25 protein-coding genes are annotated in these 22,064 nt (G+C 41.5%); 4 read left to right on the top strand and 21 right to left on the bottom strand.

Translation table 11 applies throughout. The annotated features are described in order from the left end of the window. Window positions 1–92 precede the first annotated feature (92 nt). A complete protein-coding gene (locus AB4Z45_RS06570) occupies window positions 93–455 on the top strand; it encodes a hydrolase/acyltransferase (RefSeq protein WP_441908392.1) in 363 nt (120 codons plus the stop codon). Window positions 456–535: 80 nt separating this feature from the next. After that, complete coding sequence (gene cmpA / locus AB4Z45_RS06575; RefSeq protein WP_144376923.1) at window positions 536–688, top strand: cortex morphogenetic protein CmpA; 153 nt, start codon at window positions 536–538, stop codon at window positions 686–688. A gap of 185 nt (window positions 689–873) precedes the next feature. Here the strand turns inward: cmpA and AB4Z45_RS06580 are convergent, their stop codons facing one another. The 6 genes from AB4Z45_RS06580 to AB4Z45_RS06605 form a co-directional block, all read right to left on the bottom strand. Further along, window positions 874–1,545, bottom strand: coding sequence for a nitroreductase family protein (locus AB4Z45_RS06580; protein ID WP_441908393.1), 672 nt, complete (start codon window positions 1,543–1,545; stop codon window positions 874–876). A 178-nt stretch (window positions 1,546–1,723) separates the two neighbouring features. After that, the gene (locus AB4Z45_RS06585; protein ID WP_441908394.1) at window positions 1,724–2,170 is read right to left on the bottom strand and encodes an RrF2 family transcriptional regulator; all 447 of its coding nucleotides are present in this window, start codon (window positions 2,168–2,170) and stop codon (window positions 1,724–1,726) included. Window positions 2,171–2,273: 103 nt separating this feature from the next. Further along, the gene (locus AB4Z45_RS06590; RefSeq protein WP_441908395.1) at window positions 2,274–4,532 is read right to left on the bottom strand and encodes a Tex family protein; all 2,259 of its coding nucleotides are present in this window, start codon (window positions 4,530–4,532) and stop codon (window positions 2,274–2,276) included. Window positions 4,533–4,555: 23 nt separating this feature from the next. After that, complete coding sequence (locus tag AB4Z45_RS06595; protein ID WP_441908396.1) at window positions 4,556–5,209, bottom strand: MBL fold metallo-hydrolase; 654 nt, start codon at window positions 5,207–5,209, stop codon at window positions 4,556–4,558. 18 nt (window positions 5,210–5,227) lie between these two features. Then, window positions 5,228–5,794, bottom strand: a complete 567-nt coding sequence (locus AB4Z45_RS06600) for a thioredoxin family protein (RefSeq protein WP_441908397.1) — start codon at window positions 5,792–5,794, stop codon at window positions 5,228–5,230. 64 nt (window positions 5,795–5,858) lie between these two features. Next, window positions 5,859–6,467 (bottom strand): DedA family protein, encoded by a 609-nt coding sequence (locus AB4Z45_RS06605; RefSeq protein ID WP_076271826.1) that lies wholly within the window; start codon window positions 6,465–6,467, stop codon window positions 5,859–5,861. Between the two features lie 167 nt (window positions 6,468–6,634). On the opposite strand from AB4Z45_RS06605, the gene AB4Z45_RS06610 reads away from it, so the two are divergent. Further along, window positions 6,635–7,081: a cupredoxin domain-containing protein gene (locus AB4Z45_RS06610; RefSeq protein ID WP_339204574.1), complete on the top strand. Its 447-nt coding sequence runs from the start codon at window positions 6,635–6,637 to the stop codon at window positions 7,079–7,081. A 75-nt stretch (window positions 7,082–7,156) separates the two neighbouring features. After that, on the top strand, window positions 7,157–7,468 hold the full coding sequence (locus AB4Z45_RS06615) for a dehydrogenase (RefSeq protein WP_441908398.1): 312 nt from the start codon (window positions 7,157–7,159) through the stop codon (window positions 7,466–7,468). A gap of 94 nt (window positions 7,469–7,562) precedes the next feature. Here AB4Z45_RS06615 and AB4Z45_RS06620 read toward each other — a convergent pair whose 3' ends face one another. The 15 genes from AB4Z45_RS06620 to rfbF form a co-directional block, all read right to left on the bottom strand. After that, window positions 7,563–7,745, bottom strand: coding sequence for an H-type small acid-soluble spore protein (locus AB4Z45_RS06620; RefSeq protein WP_339204576.1), 183 nt, complete (start codon window positions 7,743–7,745; stop codon window positions 7,563–7,565). 41 nt (window positions 7,746–7,786) lie between these two features. Then, window positions 7,787–7,969: a hypothetical protein gene (locus tag AB4Z45_RS06625; protein WP_076271822.1), complete on the bottom strand. Its 183-nt coding sequence runs from the start codon at window positions 7,967–7,969 to the stop codon at window positions 7,787–7,789. Window positions 7,970–8,099: 130 nt separating this feature from the next. Then, window positions 8,100–9,524 carry a cardiolipin synthase gene (gene cls / locus AB4Z45_RS06630; protein ID WP_441908399.1) on the bottom strand — a complete coding sequence of 475 codons (1,425 nt, stop codon included), beginning with the start codon at window positions 9,522–9,524 and terminating at the stop codon, window positions 8,100–8,102. A gap of 189 nt (window positions 9,525–9,713) precedes the next feature. Then, a complete protein-coding gene (locus AB4Z45_RS06635) occupies window positions 9,714–10,685 on the bottom strand; it encodes a glycosyltransferase family 2 protein (protein ID WP_441908400.1) in 972 nt (323 codons plus the stop codon). Then, the gene (locus AB4Z45_RS06640) at window positions 10,675–12,081 is read right to left on the bottom strand and encodes an undecaprenyl-phosphate glucose phosphotransferase (protein WP_441908401.1); all 1,407 of its coding nucleotides are present in this window, start codon (window positions 12,079–12,081) and stop codon (window positions 10,675–10,677) included. Before AB4Z45_RS06640 ends, AB4Z45_RS06635 begins: the two co-directional genes overlap by 11 nt. A gap of 100 nt (window positions 12,082–12,181) precedes the next feature. Next, window positions 12,182–13,120: a glycosyltransferase family 2 protein gene (locus AB4Z45_RS06645; protein ID WP_441908402.1), complete on the bottom strand. Its 939-nt coding sequence runs from the start codon at window positions 13,118–13,120 to the stop codon at window positions 12,182–12,184. 8 nt (window positions 13,121–13,128) lie between these two features. Next, on the bottom strand, window positions 13,129–13,977 hold the full coding sequence (gene rfbD, locus AB4Z45_RS06650; protein ID WP_441908403.1) for a dTDP-4-dehydrorhamnose reductase: 849 nt from the start codon (window positions 13,975–13,977) through the stop codon (window positions 13,129–13,131). Window position 13,978: 1 nt separating this feature from the next. Then, window positions 13,979–15,001, bottom strand: coding sequence for a dTDP-glucose 4,6-dehydratase (rfbB, locus tag AB4Z45_RS06655; RefSeq protein WP_441908404.1), 1,023 nt, complete (start codon window positions 14,999–15,001; stop codon window positions 13,979–13,981). 9 nt (window positions 15,002–15,010) lie between these two features. After that, on the bottom strand, window positions 15,011–15,568 hold the full coding sequence (gene rfbC, locus AB4Z45_RS06660; RefSeq protein ID WP_441908405.1) for a dTDP-4-dehydrorhamnose 3,5-epimerase: 558 nt from the start codon (window positions 15,566–15,568) through the stop codon (window positions 15,011–15,013). 16 nt (window positions 15,569–15,584) lie between these two features. Then, a complete protein-coding gene (locus AB4Z45_RS06665) occupies window positions 15,585–16,328 on the bottom strand; it encodes a sugar phosphate nucleotidyltransferase (RefSeq protein WP_441908406.1) in 744 nt (247 codons plus the stop codon). 92 nt (window positions 16,329–16,420) lie between these two features. Beyond that, window positions 16,421–17,428: a glycosyltransferase family 2 protein gene (locus AB4Z45_RS06670; protein ID WP_441908407.1), complete on the bottom strand. Its 1,008-nt coding sequence runs from the start codon at window positions 17,426–17,428 to the stop codon at window positions 16,421–16,423. Then, complete coding sequence (locus AB4Z45_RS06675) at window positions 17,425–18,393, bottom strand: hypothetical protein (protein ID WP_441908408.1); 969 nt, start codon at window positions 18,391–18,393, stop codon at window positions 17,425–17,427. The genes AB4Z45_RS06670 and AB4Z45_RS06675 overlap by 4 nt, the downstream gene beginning before the upstream one ends. Beyond that, complete coding sequence (locus AB4Z45_RS06680; protein WP_441908409.1) at window positions 18,393–20,168, bottom strand: thiamine pyrophosphate-binding protein; 1,776 nt, start codon at window positions 20,166–20,168, stop codon at window positions 18,393–18,395. The genes AB4Z45_RS06675 and AB4Z45_RS06680 overlap by 1 nt, the downstream gene beginning before the upstream one ends. A gap of 39 nt (window positions 20,169–20,207) precedes the next feature. After that, entirely contained in the window at window positions 20,208–21,281 is a 1,074-nt protein-coding gene (rfbG, locus tag AB4Z45_RS06685) for a CDP-glucose 4,6-dehydratase (RefSeq protein ID WP_441908607.1), read from the bottom strand. Next, a complete protein-coding gene (rfbF, locus tag AB4Z45_RS06690; RefSeq protein ID WP_441908410.1) occupies window positions 21,278–22,054 on the bottom strand; it encodes a glucose-1-phosphate cytidylyltransferase in 777 nt (258 codons plus the stop codon). Before rfbF ends, rfbG begins: the two co-directional genes overlap by 4 nt. Between the last annotated feature and the right edge of the window lie 10 nt (window positions 22,055–22,064).

Raw genomic sequence — 22,064 nt, forward strand, 5'->3', positions numbered from 1 at the left:
ATAGGCTACACTGTCAAGTAGGAATTATTAAATGTGCAGAAAATTTACAGTATATGTACGGTAACAAACTAAAGGGGAGATCAATAATTATTATGGCAACTATGCGCTACGTCCTATTGAAACAAAATGACATCATCTTTTTCGTGGAAATGCCTGAATCGCACGCTTATCAGCTAAGCGCGCTTAACCTCCGGCTTCATAAAGAAATTGACAAGCTAACGGCAGAGCATGTTCCAGTATTGCCTTATGCTGTAGCAGAGAGCAACGATGTTGAGCTTCATGATACTTCCATTAAAATCATCTCAGGCCTGGATTACATCAACAGCCTTGAGAAGGATTTTGCCAGCGTACAAGAGAAGTCCTATCCGCTTATTTCGCTTCTAACAGAAATTCGCGCCCTGCAAGCTCAGCTTGAACAGTGGTACGAAGAGTATGAAGAAGAACAGAGTATATAGGTAGGACCTGCACGGACACACGCCCTTCCCCATATTGTAATATTACAACAAGTTAGGCCTGGGGAAGGAGAACGATAGGTATGCCACAGTGGCTGTGCAATCAAATGATGCGTGCATTTCAAAAGAAAGACCGCAGACAAATTAAGCTGCTTAATGACTGCTGGTATTTTTACCGCAACAAACAAGGTTCAAAGGAAGATGGCACCGGAACCGAATTCACCGAATTTCAGTAATGAATCACTGCCCAACCACATAACCGTATACGGCTGCTGCCATACTTTTAAGGGATTAGCTCGTTTAAACGGTGAATCAAAGCAGAATGCAATGGCGAACTCCTAATTACTTATCGTTAGAATAACAAAAGCGACCCCCATTATCTGAGGGTCGCTTTTTTTGTTATTGTTTGGTTATCGATATATTAAAATTTGTTAAAAAATGTAACATCATCAACCGATAGACGAGTCGTTTCACGGCCTTCTACTGCTGCTTTGCCGATTGGAAGCATCAATGTCGGCAAATAACGATCCGAAATATTAAACAGTTCCATCACTTGATCACGGTTATATCCGCCCATAGGAACGGAATCATACCCTTTAGCACGAGCTGTCAGCATAAGCTGCATCGCCACTAGGCCTGTGTCAAATACAACGATTTCTTTCAAGCGCTCTGCTGGCAAAGCTGAGTACATTTTCGTAGAATTCTCAATAAAGTTGTTGCCCACTTCTTCAGTCATGAAACCTGCTTCAATCGCAGATCCATAAATTTTTTCGGACAACGTGTACATTTCCAAATCAGCTAGAACAATAACAATCGCTGATGCAGCAGCTACCTGCTTTTGGTTAAATGCGATGGGAAGCAGCTTTTGCTTCAGTTCAGGATCAGTTACAACGAGAAAACGCCAAGGCTGCATATTCGATGAAGATGGCGCTTTGATCGCAGTTGCAAGAATATCTCTGATTTCTTCCTCAGAAATTACTGCACTGCTGTCGTATTCACGTACAGAACGACGGCTATTTAAAACATCAAAGAAAGTTGCATTCAATTGTTCATTCGTTTGAGTTTCTTGTGAATTGCTTTGAGTTGTTGTCATATGGTTCCCTCCAAAGGAAAATTTTTATCTGTGCAAGATTCTACTCAGTTAATCTCGCGAATATACTGTGCTTCGCAGGGCACAGTTAATGAAAGATGAACTGTATCATTTATATACACAGTATAGGTCGTTCCGATACTTTTGTCAATCGACTAACTTTAGTAAATTTAATTACTTTTTAAGAAGAATTAGGCAATGTTTTTTGAGCAAGCTGCGCTATTGTAAACTGCTGCAGTGTTTCGATCGTATTTTGTTCAATCTCATTTGCAATATCCATGAATGCTGATTTCATATTCAATCCAGCATCATTCAGGCTGATTGTATCCAGCATGCCGCTGCAGAGAGGTTCTCCTACTTTGAGAGCAATGTACACCTCAGCGAGCGATATCGCCTCTGGAGGGCGTTTCAGCCTATAACCTCCATCGCGGCCTTCTCTTGTTTCAATCAATTGCCCAGCAGCCAGCTTAGCCAGTACTTTCCGCAATTGTGTTGCTTCCGAGTTCAAGCAGCCGGCAATAGCCGCACTTGGATAACATTCTGATTTGTGCGATAAAATGACGAGTGCCTGCAAAGCGAGTCCAAACCATTTTGAATGGGTCGAGCCGCTTGCCTTTTCTGTCTTCATAGTCATCTCACTCCTTTTGTAGGGTAGTAGGCGATGCCCATGCACTTGTTAAATTATAAAGGGCTTGCCTCCTAACAGGCAAGCCCTTTATATATGGAAACCGTTAGTTAGGCTTGCGCATTGTCAAGCTTACTCGGCCTTTTTTCGAATCGACACTAAGCACCCATACTGTAACCGTATCACCGACAGATACAACATCCATCGGACGTTTAACGAATTTATCGCTGAGCTGCGAAATATGAACGAGCCCATCATTTTTGATGCCGATATCGACAAACGCACCAAAATCGATGACATTGCGCACTGTCCCGTGAAGTTCCATGCCTGGAGCCAGATCCTCGATATTGAGTACATCCGTATGGAAAATCGGAGGAGGAAGCTCTTCACGCGGGTCGCGACCCGGACGAAGCAAGCTATCCATGATGTCCCGCAAAGTAGGTACGCCCACGCCAAGCGTTGGCGCGATACGATCTGCGTCTAGCTCCGCAAGCTTCGTTCTTAGCTCCTCTGAGCCTAACTGCTTAAGGCTAAGGCCCATCTCACTAAACAGCTTGTCTACAACCTCATAAGATTCGGGATGAATCGGCGTGCTGTCTAGAGGATTGACTGGTTCGGCAATTCTCAAGAAACCAATACATTGCTCATAAGATTTTGCGCCAAGACGCGGTACCTTCTGCAGCTGGTTTCGTTTAATGAAGCGTCCGTTTTCGTCACGGTATTTCACGATATTTTTAGCGATGGTAGCATTAATGCCCGCCACATAGGATAACAAGGACGCTGATGCTGTGTTCACATCGACGCCAACATGGTTAACCGCTGATTCAACTACACCGCCAAGCGTCTCATCAAGGCGCTTCTGACTAACGTCATGCTGATATTGTCCAACTCCGATTGCTTTAGGCTCGATTTTGACGAGCTCTGCAAGCGGGTCCTGCAATCTGCGGGCAATCGACACTGCGCTGCGCTCAGCGACGTCTAGCGCCGGAAACTCCTCCTGAGCGAGCTTAGAGGCCGAATAAACGCTTGCGCCTGCTTCGTTGACAATTATGTACTTAAGCTCAGCGCCGCCCGCTCCGGCCGCTTTGCGCTTGCCTATTAAGTCAGCAATAAATTGCTCCGTCTCACGCGAGGCTGTTCCATTGCCTATGACGATCAATTCTACTTTGTATTTATCAATTAAACCATTGATAAGCTTCTCAGCTTCAGCCACTTTGTTGTTCGGAGGAGTTGGATAGGATACCGCGACCTCCAGCAGCTTGCCAATATCATCAATGACTGCTAGTTTGCACCCGGTACGGAAAGCCGGATCAATTCCGAGCACGATATTGCCGCGAACGGGCGGCTGAAGCAGCAGATTGCGCAAATTTTCAGAGAAAATGGAAATGGCATGCTCCTCTGCCTTTTCAGTCAGCTCGCCACGAACCTCACGCTCAATGGATGGCGAGATAAGACGCTTATACGAGTCTTCAATGACCGATACAAGCACATCGCGTACAGATTGCGCAGTCCCGTTTCTAAGCAGCTTTCTCTGGATATGCTCATGAATGCGTTCCGTAGGAACATCAAAGGCAACACGCAGCACATCCTCGCGTTCAGCACGATTAATCGCAAGAACACGATGTGGAGGAAGCTTCCGAACCGGCTCCTGATAGCTGTAATACATTTCGTATACCGTTTCCTCAGCAGCATTTTTTGCTTCTGTCTTGATTAGCGCTTGATCAAATGTGAATTTGCGAACCCAAGCGCGAATAGATGCATCATCGGCAATATTTTCGGCAATGATGTCCGAAGCTCCATTTAAAGCATCCTGAGCGGTCGGCACACCTTTTTCCTCGTTCACATAACGGGCAGCTTCAACAAGCGGATCACCGCTGCGCGGCTGTGACCACAGCCATTCTGACAGCGGCTCCAGCCCTCTTTCCTTCGCGACGCTCGCACGAGTCTTCCGCTTTTGCCGATATGGCCGGTATAGATCTTCTATCTCTTGCAGCTTAACCGATTGGGTTATCGAAGCGCGCAGCTCTTCAGTCAACTTACCTTGCTCATCAATTAGACGAATGACCTCGCGTTTGCGCTCTTCCAGGTTCCGCATATATTGCAGCTTCTCTTCGATTGCTCTTAGATCATTCTCATCCAGCTCACCCGTCATCTCTTTGCGATAACGCGCGATAAATGGAATGGTGTTGCCCTCATCGAGCAAGCCAACTGCAGATTTCACTTTTGTTACCGGGATCGATAACTGTGTAGCTATTCCAGTAATGATTCGCTGACTTTCGGCAGCTTTCTGTTCCACTGTCAATTTCAATTTTCCCGTATTTTCTTCTACATCATCTGTAAAATGCTGTACCTTTGTATCCGCCAAACGTCATGCCCCTTCCTCATGCTTCATGCACCCGTATATGGGTTGTTCGCCATTTCAAAACCAATCGTCGTACGTCCGCCATGTCCTGGATATACAATGACTTCTGGGTTTAGTTTGTACAGCTTCAAGCGAATGGAGTCATATAAATCACGTTCACGTCCGCCCGGCAGGTCCGTTCGGCCAACTGACATTTTGAAGAGCACATCGCCTGAAAACAGATGGTTACCATGCAGGAAGCTTACGCTGCCGGGAGAATGCCCCGGTGTATGCATGACTCGGAATGATAATCCAAGCAGCGATAAGGTTTGACCTTCCGCGAGCGCATATTCAGCGGGGTCCGTTGAGAGCGGAGGCGTTACATCCTGCCATCTCATTGAACCATTTTTACGCGGATCCGTAAGCCAGTCTGCCTCCAAGTCATGGATGTACACAGGACAGTCAGCTAGCTTTCGCACTTCATCCACGCCGCCCATATGATCGAAATGAGCGTGAGTCAATAAAATTGCTTCCACCCTTACACCTTTAAGGCGCTCGATCAGCTTGCGCGGATTCATTCCTGGATCAATCACGATGCCGCGTTCCTGCCCCTCTTCACCACTTACCGTTGCAGGCTCCTTCACCGTGATGAGATAAGCATTCGTTTGCAGGGGACCTAATGTAAAAGTTTCAATCTTCATATTCTCACTCATATTCGTTTAAAATGACTCCAACAAAGTGCGGAGCTCTTTCACAATAACGGATTGATATTCAGTTCCTTCTCCATATCGACGGCCAATTTCCTGTCTTGTAATCGCCAGCTTCTCTTGATAGTCGGCTGCTTCACGATCTGGATTTTCTTTTTTGAACGCGAGCATAGCTTCCTGAACATGAGTAGGACGCGGTCCCCACTTGCCTAGCACTGCTCCGCCTGTATCCGCAACAATAACGACAGGTACAGAACGGCCGCCAAGCGTCAAAAATTGATCCATCGTGTCGAGATGCTCTTCCATAATGAGCACGTCAATCGGCACGCCGCTGTTCTCTAGCGCTTTGAATACAACAGGAATGTTGCGTACAACATCGCCACACCAATCAGCCATCAGGATCAATACACGAAGATCGTCACGATTGTTAAGCGAATCAAAATATTCCTTGTCGCTCTCATCGGTCCAAGCGAATTTTTCCGACCAATCCAAAAACTGCTCTTTATTTTTGGTCATGCCGTCAATAAATTGTTGCGGGCTAATCCCTTTGCCCAGTTTATCTGCAATGCTTTGGCTCATATGAATCCCTCTTTCGTCTATTTAATGGTTGCTTATCAGAAAAAATGCAAGGTTGACTGTTCTATTATACCGATTTGCGGCGTGAGCGTACAAATTTGAAAAGGACATAAATAATAAGGAGTGCAATTGCGATAAGAATAGCAGGCTGTACATAAGGCGCAGCTTTCTCATCGATTTTATCCCAGTTCTCGCCAAGCGATTTGCCCAGATAAATAAACAATATAGACCACGGCAGAGATGCAAGTGCAGTCAGCAATGTAAATAATCCAAAATTCATCCTTGCCATACCGGCTGGAATTGAAATAACCTGTCTCATTACCGGCACAAAACGTGCAGTAAACACGATGCCTACGCCATACTTGTTAAACCAATTTTCAGAAATATCTACATGTTTTTGTTTGATCTTTATATATTTACCGTATTTCTCGACGATTGGCCGTCCGCCATATCTGCCAATCCAATATAAAATCCAGTTTTGTCCAATTGCACCTAACGTACCAAACAACACTGCCCCCCAGAAGGAAATATCTCCTTTGTATACGAGATAACCTCCAAAGCCGAGCACAATCTCACTTGGTATAACTTCAATCAATAGTCCGATCAAAATACCAAAGTACCCTAGACTCTCTACCCATTGCAATACATTGTCCAATACTTCATGAATAAAATCCATTTCTGTTCTCAATCCGCCTTCCTGCATAAAATATGGCTCTCGCTTGCTTTTACTGCGCTGAAGCTATTCTAACATACGATACAGACAACCTTCCACTTTTGTCATGTGCTGACAAGCCCCTGCATAGACTAGCCTTAAATGATACGAATGGATGAGGTGAGCGTTTCATGTCAAAGGTCTTTATTGTAAGTAAACGACAAATTCAACTGTTTATTGTAGTTGCAGTCCTTATCGTATTCACCGGCGTTTACTTAAGCTGGGACAGATCAAAAGAGGTAGATGGACAACCGTCAGAGCCGCGAATTTTCCAGATTGTTACGGTTGAATACAAGTCACAAACCGCTGACGGCAAAGAGCATGAAATGTATCGCTGGGATCCGGGTCAAATTGTTGTCCAAAAGGATGAACTAACTGAGCTGCATATTAGCGGTGTAAGCGGGGCAAGCCATCCCTTTGTCATTGAAGGCCTTGACATAAAGGGAGAAGTACTAAAAGGCAAAACGACGGTTGTAAGATTCACTGCCAAAAAAGAGGGGACTTATCCTATTTTATGCTTGACCCATACTGATATGCGCCACGGCGGACCAATGGTTGGTTATATCACAGTAGATTAGCAGGCAAACAGCTGTAACGAGTGACCTCCTTCTCCCCGGGCGCATACATATGGGGTAGAGAGGAGTCGGTCTATAATGAAAGCTAACGCGCCAAAACATACAGCCGGCTTACCGACTGCGCGTAAAATTCGCAGAGCCTGCAGCAACGAGCTATACCGCACCGTGAAGCGCATGAAAGTTTGGGTGTCCAAAGAGAAAATGGAGCAAGCTGAAAAACTTTATTTTAAAAAGGTTATTGTCAACCTGATCTGGGTTCACGAAAATAAAGATAATCGGAAGATCCAATGCGACTGGTGGGAAGAGAATGTCAGCGCTGAAATTGCCGAGTTATGGGAAGTCGATCGCAACCAGCTTTGTATCGCGTTTAGAGAAGCTTTTGGCGGTTAAGATGGTTATTGGATAAACAAAAAAGAGGCTTTCCCCTTTATTATTGGGATTGCCTCTTTTTCTGTGCAGCTGCTTGTTGCTTAGCTTGTAACGATTAACCTTCTTCCTTCAATCGGTCACAGGATACCGTCTTTGTGTTCACAGGATTGTTGCCGACCATAACGGTTGCCATCCCATTCGCCTCGTCGACATTTTCAATCCAGACCGAATCCTCATCCAGATGAACTTTAACTGTCTGTTCAGATTCGTATATTTGCTTCGCGCGTGCTACGTCCATACTGCCTACCCCTCCTTTTTTATAAATGCATTGAACAATTGCTATCTGGATTCACGTTCCATCGTATCTGTTGTTGATTCGTCAATAAGGCCGTTTTGCAGCGTTACATTGCCGCCGCCCAATCCTTCATTAACCATCCTGTCGATATCCATAAAATAATCCTCTCGACCCTCATGCTTCGGATCTGCCGCCTCTTGTTTTTGCTCGTCGTTAGTATCTGTCATAGTTATACCCTCCCATTTGTTTTGGCGAATACGTATACCGTGTAGGCCTGATTTCGCATTCGCGGCGGTAATAACATGGTTTATCCACCTTCGAAAAATATGCCCGAAAACGCAGTCAAGCATGCATCGTTCACAATAGAGGCGATAACATGCGCAGTAATGCTTCTGCTGCCTTTTGTCGATTCGGTCGATTCTTAAAGGTCTTTTGGTCTAATTCTCGGCTATGCTTTAAATCCTCCATAAAATCCGTTTCCAGCTTCTTAATCGTCCCTTCGTCAAAAAGCACTGCGTTCAGTTCAAAATTACTTAGCAAGCTGCGCATATCAACATTTGCTGTTCCAACTGTGGCCAGCATGTGATCTACAATCATCACCTTCGAGTGAATAAATCCTTTCTCATAACGATAAACCTTCGCTCCCGCATCCAGCATCTCTTGCATATAGGATAGCGTGGCAAGCAGCACAAGCTTGGAGTCCGCAATGCCCGGTATAATCAACCTCACATCTACCCCGCTGAGTGCAGCAGTTCTGAGACCCATAAGCAGGCTGGAATCTGGTATAAAATAAGGTGTCGTTATATATATCCTAGTCAAAGCCGCTGTGATCGCTGCAAACATGACCTCGTCAATCTTATGAGCATGCTGTCCCGGTTTACTTGAGACCATCAGCACCCTTTCATTTCCTAGGCAATGATGCGGCGTCATATACGCTTTACCATCCAGCTCTTCTTTTGCCGCGAAAGCCCAGTCGTTCATGAACAGCTCCTGCAGGTAATATACGGAGTCCCCTTTCAGACGCAAATGAGTATCCCGCCAGAAGCCCAGCTTCGGATCCTTTCCTAAGTATTCATCACCGATATTGATACCTCCGATAAAACCTACGGTCCCATCTACTACAACGATTTTGCGATGATTGCGATAATTTAATTTTCTGTCAAAAAAGGCGATGCGCGGCGGTAAAAAGCAGCTTGTCCGAACTCCCGCAAGGTGAAGCTCTTCGATATATTTATCACTTAAATGCAGGCTTCCTATCCCATCATATACGATTCGGACCTCGACTCCTTCTCTCGCCTTACTCGTTAACACCTGCAAAAAACGTTTTCCAATTTCATCATCTCTAATCATGTAATAATCCATATGTATATGATGGGTCGCTCGCCTCAGCTCTCTCAATATCTCCTCGTATGTGTCATCACCGTTATTCAGAACGAATGCTTCATTATTACGGGTAATTGGAAACGGAGCTAAGCCAGTAAGCATGGCAAACAGTTTCTTTTGTGTCTCAACCTGCTCATTTTCCATATCCGCTGCCTCTGTAACCTGCTGGGATAATTGATTCGCATAGCGTATAGTCTCCTGCTTAAATCGTTCCATACGCCTGCGTCTGACAAAATCTTTCCCAAGCATGATATAGGCTATAAAGCCTATGAACGGGAACATAAATGTAATGAAAAGCCATGCAGTCAACTGTACCTGACGACGATGCTCCATCACAAAAACCACTGCGAGCTGAATAATATATACGATTAATATTGCCGACAGCCAAATGAACCCCATAGTTAAAATAACACCTCGTTTTCTCCTTACCGTGCAGAATCTTACATGTCCCTCTAGTTTGAACGCATGCTTACATACCTATTCTTATAAAATCTTATAAGATGAAAAAAAGCCCGCCGATTAATTGCTAATCGGACGAGCTTTAGAATTTGAAGTATTGCAGATTAATGATTAAATCTGATAATTGGATTATTGCTTCATTGTCACGCCAGCATTATTATTTTCGATATGAGTAAGGATAAGGCGGTGCATACTAAGCCTTCTAGTTACAAACTGCGGTAAAAGGCGATAATTCATGCCTAGCTTATAGCCGATCAGCTTAGCTGCGGATTCAGCGATCAGCTTGGGAATCAGATGCCATTTGCCGGTTCGATTGAGCTCATTCAGCTGCAGCTTAACGAGCTTTGAGCCTGCTTTGCCAACCGCGCTGTAAGGCGTGATCCATGTATTGCATCGCATAGAAATTCCATTATCGAAGTAACGCTTGAATTGCTGCTTTATCGAATAGTCATGTGAATGGAACACTAGAGCCTCTGCGGAATAAGCAACCTTATGACCAGTTAAGATGCATTTGGCAGCCATAAACAAGTCCTCATTAAAGATGACAGGCTCCTGAAACCGTCCCATCGTCTCAAACGTCTCACGCCAAATCGCTGAGCATACGTTGGAGCAAAAAAATGTTTTAATCCCAAGTTCCTCAATATCCTCATAAGCTTTCAATTGCGACTGTGCCGGATAGTTATGTTCCCTTGCCAGTCGTTCCAGCACATTAGCTTCTGGTCTCGGCAGCTGCCTTGCATAGGCATACGCAACATTATTCCCAGATAGAAGTGGGCTGGTCAGCTCTTCAATGAGCTTATCGTTGCAAGGGAGAGCGTCCTGCGTCATAAAAAGCAAAATATCGCCGCGCGCTTGCATCGCTGCAACGTTGCGAGTGCCGCCGTGATCGAAGTCTCGGCGTTCAACGCGCATCACTTGGGCACCTGCCTTGAGTGCTCGCTCCTGCGTTCCATCGTCCGAGCAGGAATCCATAATGATGATTTCATATGGAGGAAGCGACTGATACTTCAATCGCTCTAATAGCTCTTCCAGCTCTGGCCCTGCATTTAATGTAGGAATAATAATCGATACTCGGCATGCTGAATTGCTGTTAGTAAGCATTTTTGTTAATCAAGCCCTTCAGTACCGTTTTGAAAATAATTTTGATATCAAAGAAAAAAGTCCAGTTTTCAATATAAAAAATATCAAACATAATACGGTCTTGTATGGAAGTGTCGCCTCTTAAGCCATTGGTCTGTGCCCAGCCTGTTATCCCTGGTCTAATCTGATGCTTAACCATATATTTTGGAATTTCCTCTTTGAACTGATTCACGAAATAGGGACGTTCTGGCCGCGGACCAACCACGCTCATATGGCCGAGCAGAACGTTAAAAAACTGCGGCAGCTCATCCAGACTCGTGCGACGAAGGAAGCTGCCAAACTTGGTGCGCCTTGGATCGTTCTCTACCGTCCACTGTGTATCGGATACTTTATCCGTTGATACACGCATAGAGCGGAATTTAAACATATGGAACGTTTTGCGATCGAGTCCCATCCGCTCCTGCTTAAACAATACCGGTCCAGGCGATGTCAGCTTAAGCCCTATGATAGCGAACAACATGATTGGAGACGTTATAAGAATTGCAACTAATGAGAAGGCGATATCAAACCAGCGCTTTAATATTCGATTGCTCAGCTCATCGAGTGGAATATCCCTTACATTAATAAGCGGGATGCCTGCAAAATTATCAAAAAATGGCCTAGCCGGCAGCAGATCAAAGAAATCAGGAATGATTAACGTCTTCACGCCCGTTCGTTCACACATTTCAATAATTTCCGCATATTTCGCATGCGCTTCAAGCGGCAGTGCAATGATGACCTCATCAATAGGCATCATATCCAGCTTTTGCTTCAAAGCGTCAAGCCTTCCGATAATCGGCTTCATATACTGATGCTCAGGCGCATGCTCATCTTGATAATCATCCAAAAAACCGACTACCTCATATCCAAGATCCGGGTGCTGCTGCAGATTCGTGTAGAAACTGCGTCCCACTGAACCAGCCCCAACGATAAGCACAAAACGTTTATTAAAGCCTTTGCGACGAAACGAAGCGAGGACCGATTTGACCCAATATCGGTATGACGCAATGGCGATAAAATTCATGAAAAAGAAAATGGCTAGAAATTCACGAGAGATATGTACTTCACGGGTAAAGAAGAACAAGCTAAGTAAACCTAAAAAGCTAATCGTTTGAATCTGTAAAATACGAAGCACTTCGTAGGAATAATTTTTGCGTCGTTTGGGCGAATAAAACTGAAAGTAAAAACCGATCAGCACTGCTGAAAAGGAATAAATCGTTCCCCATAGTAAATAAGTAGAGAACGCTACCGAGTTAAAGCTTGGCAGCAGACCGCTATAAAATTTAAGCCAATACGCGGCCATAAAGACGACCAATGTGCAGGATAAATCCGCCAGCATATATAATTGCGTCAAAAACCGTTGGTTTTGCCTTAGCATTCGCCGTGTTCACCCGCATTCTCTCAAATTTCGACTCTATCTGCATTGTACCAAAAATAGGATAAGAGGAGAACCCCATATTTTCCCATTTAAAATTAATTTAATGTTTAGTATGTCGTTTATGAACTGCCTTTTCCTGAATCCATTTACGTTTTTGAAGCATGCTCGGAAGCGATTTGAAAATAGTTGACCAACAGCGTAACAATCCAGGCTCACGTAAAACAATATAACCAAGCTTCACCGCTTCCGTTGCTAGGATCAACGGCCCTATTAATAGAGAGTGCCAACCGATAGGTTCATTTTTTATAAGGGTGAAAAAACGGTTCTGATAGGAATGCTGACGAACAAACAGCGGAACGCTGCTCCTGCTTCCCTTTTTCCAGCCTCGATGGTGTACTGCGTTTGCTTCAGGTATGTAATATGAGGTCCAGCCAAGCTTCTGTGCTCGCCATGCTACATCTACGTCTTCCTTATAGGCAAAAAAGCGTTCATCAAAAAATTCGCCATCATATTCGATATCACGAATCATAGCCTTTCGATATATCGCTGCTGCACCAGATACGCCAAATACGGCTCTTGTTGTACTCCAGTCCGCTGCTTGGTCGCCTGCGGCTAGATCATATGCATTTCGAGTTCGTTTCATTCCAAGTCCTGCACTATCCATTACTTCAATATTAGACGCAAAAACAAGCCGTCCGGTTGCACTTCCAACCGCCGGCTTTTGTTCCATAAAACCAATAATTTCTTTTAAATAATTCGGGTCTAGCGTAACATCCGGATTTAACACAAGAACATAATCGGAGGATGTCTCACGTATAGCCTGGTTTTGGCCGCCGGCAAACCCATTATTGATTGTGTTCGCTATGAAATGGACATACTCTGCGAAAGGTTTCACTTGATTAGCTGTTCCATCGGTTGACGCATTGTCAATGACGACAATGCGTTCTACAGGGAAGCTTTGTTTTAAAACAGCTTGCAAGCAGTTTTGAATGTCTTTCGCACTGTTATACGTTACTATACAAACGCTTACTGTTGGCATTACATATATCACTCACTGTCTTTGAGATAGTGGTTAAGCGCTTCTCTCCACGGCCGCAGCAAGTTAAGCCCATTACTGCGGATAGCAGTATGATCCATAACTGAATATGCAGGTCTTGGAGCTGGCCTTGGGAAGTCAGCTGTCGTACAAGGCTCAACAAGAATAGTCGTGCTGCTGTCTTCAAATATAGCATTTGCGAACTCAAACCAAGAGCAAACTCCGCTATTGGATGCATGATAAATACCATAATAATCAGTTTGTACCAGCTCAAGCAAAAAGGCTGCAAGATCATAGGTGTAGGTAGGCGATCCGATTTGATCTGCAACTACTTTAAGCTTATCTCGCTCACCAGCCATTTTTAGCATCGTCTTCACAAAGTTATTGCCGTACTTCCCGTACACCCATGAGGTCCGAACAATATAGAAGCGATCATGTAGTGTCTGAACGGCTTGTTCGCCAGCATATTTCGATTTACCATATACCGTTTGAGGATTAATCTGATCATATTCATTGTAAGGGACAGTGCTGTTCCCATCAAAAACATAATCAGTGCTTATATAACAAAGCTTTGCACCGATCTCACGAGCAGCTACCGCAACATTGCGTGTTGCAGCTGCATTCACACGAAAAGCCTCGTCCGGCTCGGACTCGGCTTTATCTACAGCAGTATAGGCGGCGCAGTGTATGACAACATCAGGACGATGCAGTGCAAATAAATTCCGGCAGGCTGGGAGACTCGTAATATCAAGCTCACTTCGGCTTAATCCAATAATTTCAGCTGTCTCCGTCGTCCATTGCGACAATTCTCGGCCAAGCTGCCCATTCGCACCAGTAACTACGATTTTTAAAGTAGCCATATTATTCTTTCGCCTCCAGGCGATCCTTGTACTGGGTGTCATAATATTGTTGATAAGAGCCGGATGCAACCTGCTCCATCCACTCTGTATTGCTAAGGTACCAACGAATCGTTTCCTTGATTCCGTCTTCATAGTTAAATTTCGGCTGCCAGCCTAATTCATTACGAATCTTGTCAGCATCAATTGCATATCTGCGATCATGGCCAAGACGATCCTTCACGTAGGAGATCAGCGACTCAGGCTTGCCAAGCTCTTCAAGAATCGTGCGAACAACCTGCAGATTGTTCCGCTCGTTACGTCCACCAACATTGTATACTTCACCATTAACACCTTTATGCAGTACAAGATCTATTGCGCTGCAGTGATCCTCAACATAAAGCCAATCACGGACATTAAGGCCATCCCCGTATACAGGAAGCGGCTTATCTTGAAGCGCATTCTGAATCATTAATGGAATAAGCTTCTCAGGGAACTGATATGGACCATAGTTATTAGAGCAGCGTGTTATGTTAACGTTTAGCCCAAATGTCTCATGATAAGCTCTGACAAGCAGATCCGCCCCAGCTTTGCTCGCCGAATATGGACTGTTTGGCGCAATCGGCGTATCTTCCGTGAAAAGTCCCGTCTCACCCAAAGTTCCGTACACTTCATCCGTAGAAACTTGAACGAATTTAGTTACGTTATATTGCTTTGTAAGATCAAGCAGCGTCTGAGTACCAAGAATGTTTGTCTGTACGAAAATCTCTGGATGCAAAATGCTGCGATCCACATGAGATTCTGCTGCAAAGTTAATAACAGCGTCGATGCCTAGTTGGAATAACGGCTCCAATTCTGAACGTTTAGCAATATCTGCTTTCACGAATGAATAGTTTGAATGCTGCTCAATCGATCGCAGGTTTTCAAGATTGCCTGCATATGTGAGTGCATCAACATTAATGATTTCGTAATTTGGATAGTTCTTAATCATATACAATACAAAATTGCTGCCTATAAAGCCGGCACCGCCGGTAACTAGTAATTTCACGAGTCTAACTCACCCTTCATATACAAAGTTGATTTCCGCATCGGCAAGCACCGGATGCTTGCCATCCTTATCCGATAAAATCGGAGTAGATGTCGGCCAGTCGATTGCTAGTACCGGATCATTCCAGGCGATGCCACGGTCGTGTTCAGGGGAGTAGAGGTCATCAACTTTGTATTGAACTTCACAATTGTGAGTTAAAGTGCAAAAACCATGAGCGAATCCTTGTGGAACCAAAAGCTGAAGCTTATTATCTGCAGATAATTCAAAACCTTGCCATTTTCCAAAAGTAGGTGAGCCCTGTCTTATATCAATGACAACATCATAAATCTTACCTGCCGAAACTCTAACAAGCTTTGTTTGTGCCTTAGGTCCAAGCTGATAATGCATACCTCTTAGAACATGCAATTTTACTGAAAGGGAATGATTATCTTGTATAAAATCATGATTAAGCCCAAGCTCAGCAAATGTTCTAGCATTATAACTCTCCATGAAAAATCCGCGATGATCACCAAAAACTTCGGGTTCTAGCAATTTCACTCCAGGAAGATTAGTCTCTCTTACTATCAATATCAATCACCGCCTATTACAATTTGAATCTTCCAAATTCCTCACCGTAAATGAGGTCCTTTGAAAGTTCATTCGCCTTGCTATATGATGCATGAGTCCCTGCGTCCGTCCACCAGTTACTTAATACATCATATGACAGCTCATTGGAAGTGATATAGGCATTGTTAACATCAGTAATCTCTAATTCTCCCCGGCTCGAAGGTTTTAAGGAACGAATAATATCAAATACACGATTGTCATACATATAAATTCCAGTTACGGCATAATTACTTTTAGGACTCTTGGGTTTCTCCTCAATCGATACAATCTTTTCTCCTGCAAGCTCTGGCACACCATACCGCTGTGGATCTGGTACCTCTTGAATGAGAATTTTTGCCCCAGACTGCTGTTCTTCAAAACTTTCAACAAATGAAACGATTGAATTACTAAAAACATTATCTCCAAGAATGACAACCATGAGTTCGTTGTTGACAAATCGTTCTGCCATACCTAACGCCTGTGCTATCCCACCTGCTTCATCTTGAACCTTGTAAGTAAATGAAAGACCAAACTCTTTACCACTCCCTAAAAGATTCACAACATCACCCATATGTTCTTTCCCTGTTACTATAAGTATGTCTTCAATAGCTGCTTCTTTCAACTTAGCTATTGCGTGGAAGATCATAGGGTAACGTCCCACTGGAAGTAAGTGCTTGTTTGTTACTTTCGTCAAGGGAAATAGGCGTGAACCAGTTCCACCTGCTAGAATGATTCCTTTCATACTATAATCTCCAATCAGAAAATACTCTTATGTATTCAATCCATAAATAAGCAATAAAATAACAGTTTTTTTATCTTTTTTAAAATACATATTTATGCAGAATAATATATTTTCTTTACTTCTAGTTCAACTTCTTCCTCATTGATATGATTAGGATATTTATCAAAATTAATTCTTTCCTTCTCTATCACATGCGGCCTTTTCAAAACCTGTGTATGAATTGAACCTATATACTCGCCTATGATTCCAATGAAAAACAACTGTACTGAGCTAAATAAAAATAGTCCGATAACAAGGGGAGCAGTTCCTACAGAGAATGAATTCCAAAATAAAAGCTTTGCTAAAAAATAAATAATTGCAACTATAAAACTGAACGCAGACATTAAGAAACCAACCATGGCAGCCATTCTTAATGGTATTTTAGAATGATTAGTAATGCCAAGCATAGCCATATCGTATAATGTATAAAAATTATTTGCTGTTACTCCTCTTTTTCTAGAAGGCTGTATATATTCTATCTTGTAGCTTTCAAATCCAATGTCTGAAATTAATCCTCTGAAATAAGGATATGGATCATCTATTCCACGTAATATTTCAATAACTTTAGCATCATATAAACCAAAACCAGTGTTATTCTTCGTTAATTCAATTTCAGATACTCTATTTATAAAATTGTAGTACATTTTCCGAATAGCAAACATAAGTGCAGATTCTTCACTTTGTGCCTTTACACCAAGTACAACTTTATATCCTTCTTCCCACTTTTGAATAAAGTCCTTTATCATTGTTGGTGGGTCTTGAAGATCTGCAACAAGTAAGATTGACGCATCGCCTCTTGACTGTAGAAGTGCATGATAAGGGGATCTAATATGCCCAAAATTCCTTGCATTCGCAATTACTTTTACATTGCTATCTTGTTGGGCCATTTGTTTTAAAATTTTCAATGTATTATCTTTTGATGCATTATCAATAAATATATGCTCGTACACATATCCACTTAATGTATCAAATACACTCTTTACCTGAGCGTATACTTCTTCAACATTAGCTTCCTCATTGTAGCAAGGCGTCACTATACTAATAAACTTCAAATTTATCACCCGTTAGTGTATATTATTTTACTTGCTTCTTCCATAATACTTTCTAAGGAAGTTGAGGAAGGATAATAATCTATTTCTTCAGCTAGCTTATTTTCAGAAAAGTAAATTGATTTTTGACCGGTAGAATTGTTTTCAATAGAAGTTTCAATTATTCTATATTGCATAGAAAATTCATTATGAAAAAACTCTATCAGCTCAAATTTAGAAACTGGCGCAAGACTATACACATCGTAAGCGGTATTAACAATTGATTTTGCAATACATAAATTTATTAGGTTGCAGAAGTCTTTTGGAGAAACATAATCTCGTATAATATCATTTAATCCAGTATCAAATATTTTATTTTGCCTAATTGAATTAATCATTTCTGTGATCAAAAATTTCGAATTGAGATTAATGAATCTACTAAAAAAACTAAAAACTCTCAGATCGACAATATTGAAATTCTCTAACGATCTATGCTTCGCCTCTGCATTTAATTTAGCGACACCATAGTAATTTTGTTGTTTTAAATTATTTACTTGTATGTTTACCTTAGTATTGTAACCTGCTGGTTCACTAAATTCTGTTCCATAAGCTGCCCCGCTACTTAAATTAATATATAATGTCTGTCTTGATTTATTATTCAGATAGTCTATCACTAAATTGTCGTAGTACTCGGTTATATGGAATATTTGATGATAATCTTCTTTCAATTTTCCAGGATCACCTATTCCAATACAATTAATAACAACATCATAATAGTGATATCCAAATTCATTCAAGGAAAAACATTTAATTAGTGGATTGCGATCTTGTGAGATATCAGTTATGTATGATTTCATATTTTCAAATGACCTTGCATAAAGCAGCAAATTATATTGATTATTTGCAGCCAATTCAAAAATTATATTTTTTGCAATGTGACTTGTTGCACCTAATATAGCTATAGACTTATTTTGCAATTCAGTTAAGTTATCAGCCATTATTTTGGAACTTCCATTTCTTCTACAAGATCAATTAACATAATATCCTTTAATTCTTTGCGTTCTAAATGTGGTGACATGTCTTCAATTGGTCTATTTACTACTAATTTAGGATTAACAGCAGTATCCTGAATCAGAGTTACATTGACGAAAGATGGTCCCTCGCTTTCCAATACTTGCTTAAGAACATCCGTCACTTCTCTACTATTTGTAATATTGTAAGCAGGCACATCATAAGCCATAGCGATATCATTTAATCTAGGAGCAGTATAAACAGTGGATTGCTTCCGTCCTTCAAAATAGAGATCCTGGAACTGTCTTACCATTCCTAAACAATTATTATTCATAACAAATATTTTGATAGGTAAACCATATCTTACAATTGTATCAAGCTCTTGAATATTCAATTGAATTCCACCATCGCCAGCAATGACAATTGCACGTTGGCCAGTGGATAATGCAGCTCCTATAGCTGCTGGCAACGCAAAACCCATTGCTCCCATTCCACCTGAATTAAGCAGTCGCTGATTTTCTTTTATTTTAAAGGATTGTGAGGCCCACATTTGATGTTGACCTACATCAAGACATATTACATCGCCTTCATTAGATAAAACTGATAATTCCTCAATAAACTCATTGGGATCTATTTGTCCTGGATTCACTTTTCCTCTAGTAGGGTATTTTTTTCTATAATTATTAATTACTTGATACCAATCCTGAAGATCTAAAGAATAGTTATTTTCAATTTTTTCATTAAGCTTTACAAGAAAATCTTTCACATTTGAATGAATTGCAACATCTACCGCCACTTTTGCATTTAGTTCTAGAGCATCAATATCTACATGAATTTTTATTGCAGCTCTCCCAAAAGTATCTGGTCTTGTTCCTGTTTGTCGCGTATCTAATCTAGACCCTAATATGATGAGTAAATCGCAATTCGCTAACGTTAGGTTGCTATAACGATTTCCATAAGAACCTATTAAGCCAAAAAATGATTCATGCGTATGCGGAATGGAGTCTAGTCCCATTAAGGAGGATACAACAGGAATACCTGTCTTATTGATAAATTGTCTTAAAGAGTCTTGAGCACCCGCTATTCTTATTCCACCACCTACCAATACAACTGGTCTCTTTGATTGGCTTATAAGTGAAAGCACATTATTTAATTGATTATCATCTACAACAGCTGTTTGTTGTTCCTTTATCATTTCAAAATATTCTTGACTATCATAAAAACTTTCTAAATGATCTGGCTCAATATTATCTCTTTGAAGATTCATTGGAATATCCAGAAGAACGGGTCCTGGCCGTCCTGTCTGAGCAATAAATACAGCTTTTTCAAGATGAAATCTAATTTTTTTGGGATCAATAACCATTTCTGAGTATTTAGTTAAAGAATCTACCACACTAACAATATCCGTTTCTTGAAATCCTATCTGTCTCACGGGCTTATCAAATTTATATTCGTATGTATTTACTTGACCAGTAATAAACAGACAAGGAACGGAATCAAAATAACAACTGCCGATCCCTGTTACAAGATTTAATGCTCCAGGGCCACTTGTGGCCATTGCAACACCTAATTTCCCATTCAGTCGCGCGTATGCTTCTGCAGCAAATGCACCTGCTTGTTCATGACGGACAGAGATACATTCCATATCATCTCTCTTTGCTACAGAATCTAGTAAATGAGCAATCGCACCACCTATAAATTCAAATACATGTGAAACACCCTGTTGTTTAACAAAATCAATTACATAATCTGAAAGCTTCATAGTACAACTCCAATCTACAAGTTAATTATTCAGATTACATTACTTTGATTGCACGTACTCAACAATTTGTTTAATTGAAAAATCATACATATCCTTTTGGTCTCTATATGCGAGTGTCCACTCTATTATTTTATCTATTGTATAATCAAGTGACCATCTTGGCTTCCACTCTAATTGTGAATGTGCTTTAGAACAATCTAATTTTAAATAATGTGCTTCATGGTGATTATTAGCGGTATCTAAAATAAAAGAAGTATCTCCTCCCCATTTATCACACATCCGCTCAACAATCCAACTTACAGGCTTAGCATCTGAATCATTTGGACCAAAGTTCCATGATTCTGCGTAAGTTGTACCTTCTTCATAAAGTCTTTGCGCTAACTTCATATAACCACTAAGTGGCTCTAATACATGCTGCCACGGTCTAATTGCAGATGGATTTCTTATAACTATATCTTTTTCTGCTAATAAGGAGTTAATACAATCAGGAATAAGACGATCTTTAGCCCAATCCCCACCTCCAATTACATTACCTGCTCTAGCTGATGCTATAGCAACCCCATGATCAGCAAATCTATTTTTGTTAAAAAAAGAGTCTCTATACGAAGCGGTTACTAATTCTGAGCAAGCTTTGCTATTAGAATAAGGATCGTATCCTCCTAATACATCAACTTCTCTATATCCCCATTGCCATTCCTTATTTTCATAACATTTATCAGTTGTAACATTTACAACAGCTTTGACATTCCCTGTTAGTCGGACAGCTTCTAATAAATTAACTGTTCCCATTACATTGACGGAATAAGTCTCGACTGGTTCTTCATATGAATATCTCACTAATGGTTGAGCAGCCATATGAATGACTATTTCAGGACTTGAGCTAACCATTGCTTTATGTAGTGACTGAAAATCTCTTATATCACCAATGATTGATGCATGAATTTTTGTTTCAATTTTGCATTCATTGAACAAAGAGGGTTCAGTAGGAGCTAAAAGTGAATAACCAGTCACTTCTGCTCCCAAATGCTGTAACCACATCGCTAGCCAGCTTCCTTTAAAACCAGTGTGACCAGTTATAAATACTCGTTTCCCGTTCCAAAATGTACTCATCATTCCCAAACTTTCCACGGAGCATCACCTGTATTCCATAAGTCTTCTAGATGATTCTTATCTCGTAACGTGTCCATTGGCTGCCAAAAACCATTATGTTTATAAGAGTAAAGTTCACCATTTCTGGCCAATTGCTCTAATGGTTCTTTCTCCAGTATTGTCTCGTCATTCTCGATATAATCAAAAACCTCAGGTTGCATTACAAAGAAACCTGCATTTATCCAAGAACCATCACCTTTAGGCTTCTCTTGAAAGCCTTTGACCTCATTACCTTCTTCTAATTCAAGCGCACCAAATCTTCCGCTAGGCTGAACAGATGTTACTGTTGCTAATCTTCCATGCGACTTGTGAAAATATAAAAGCTCATTAATATTAACATTAGAAACACCATCTCCATATGTAAGCATAAAAGGTTCATTATTCACATATCTTGCGATCCTTTTCACTCGTCCACCAGTCATCGTGTTTATGCCCGTATTGACCAAAGTAACTTTCCATGGTTCAGCCGAATGGTGATGAATAACTGCTTGATTATCACCAGTAAAATCAAAAGTCACATCCGATTCATGTAAAAAATAATGAGCAAAGTATTCCTTTATATAAAACCCTTTATACCCTAAACAAATAATAAAATCATTAAATCCAAATGATGAGTATGTTTTCATGATGTGCCATAGAATAGGTCTTTCCCCAATTTCTATCATCGGTTTAGGTCTAAGATGCGATTCTTCGCTTATTCTAGTACCAAAACCTCCTGCAAGTATAACTATTTTCATATTTGCCTCC

Source organism: Paenibacillus sp. MCAF9, assembly GCF_052114265.1.
Lineage (GTDB): Bacteria > Bacillota > Bacilli > Paenibacillales > Paenibacillaceae > Pristimantibacillus.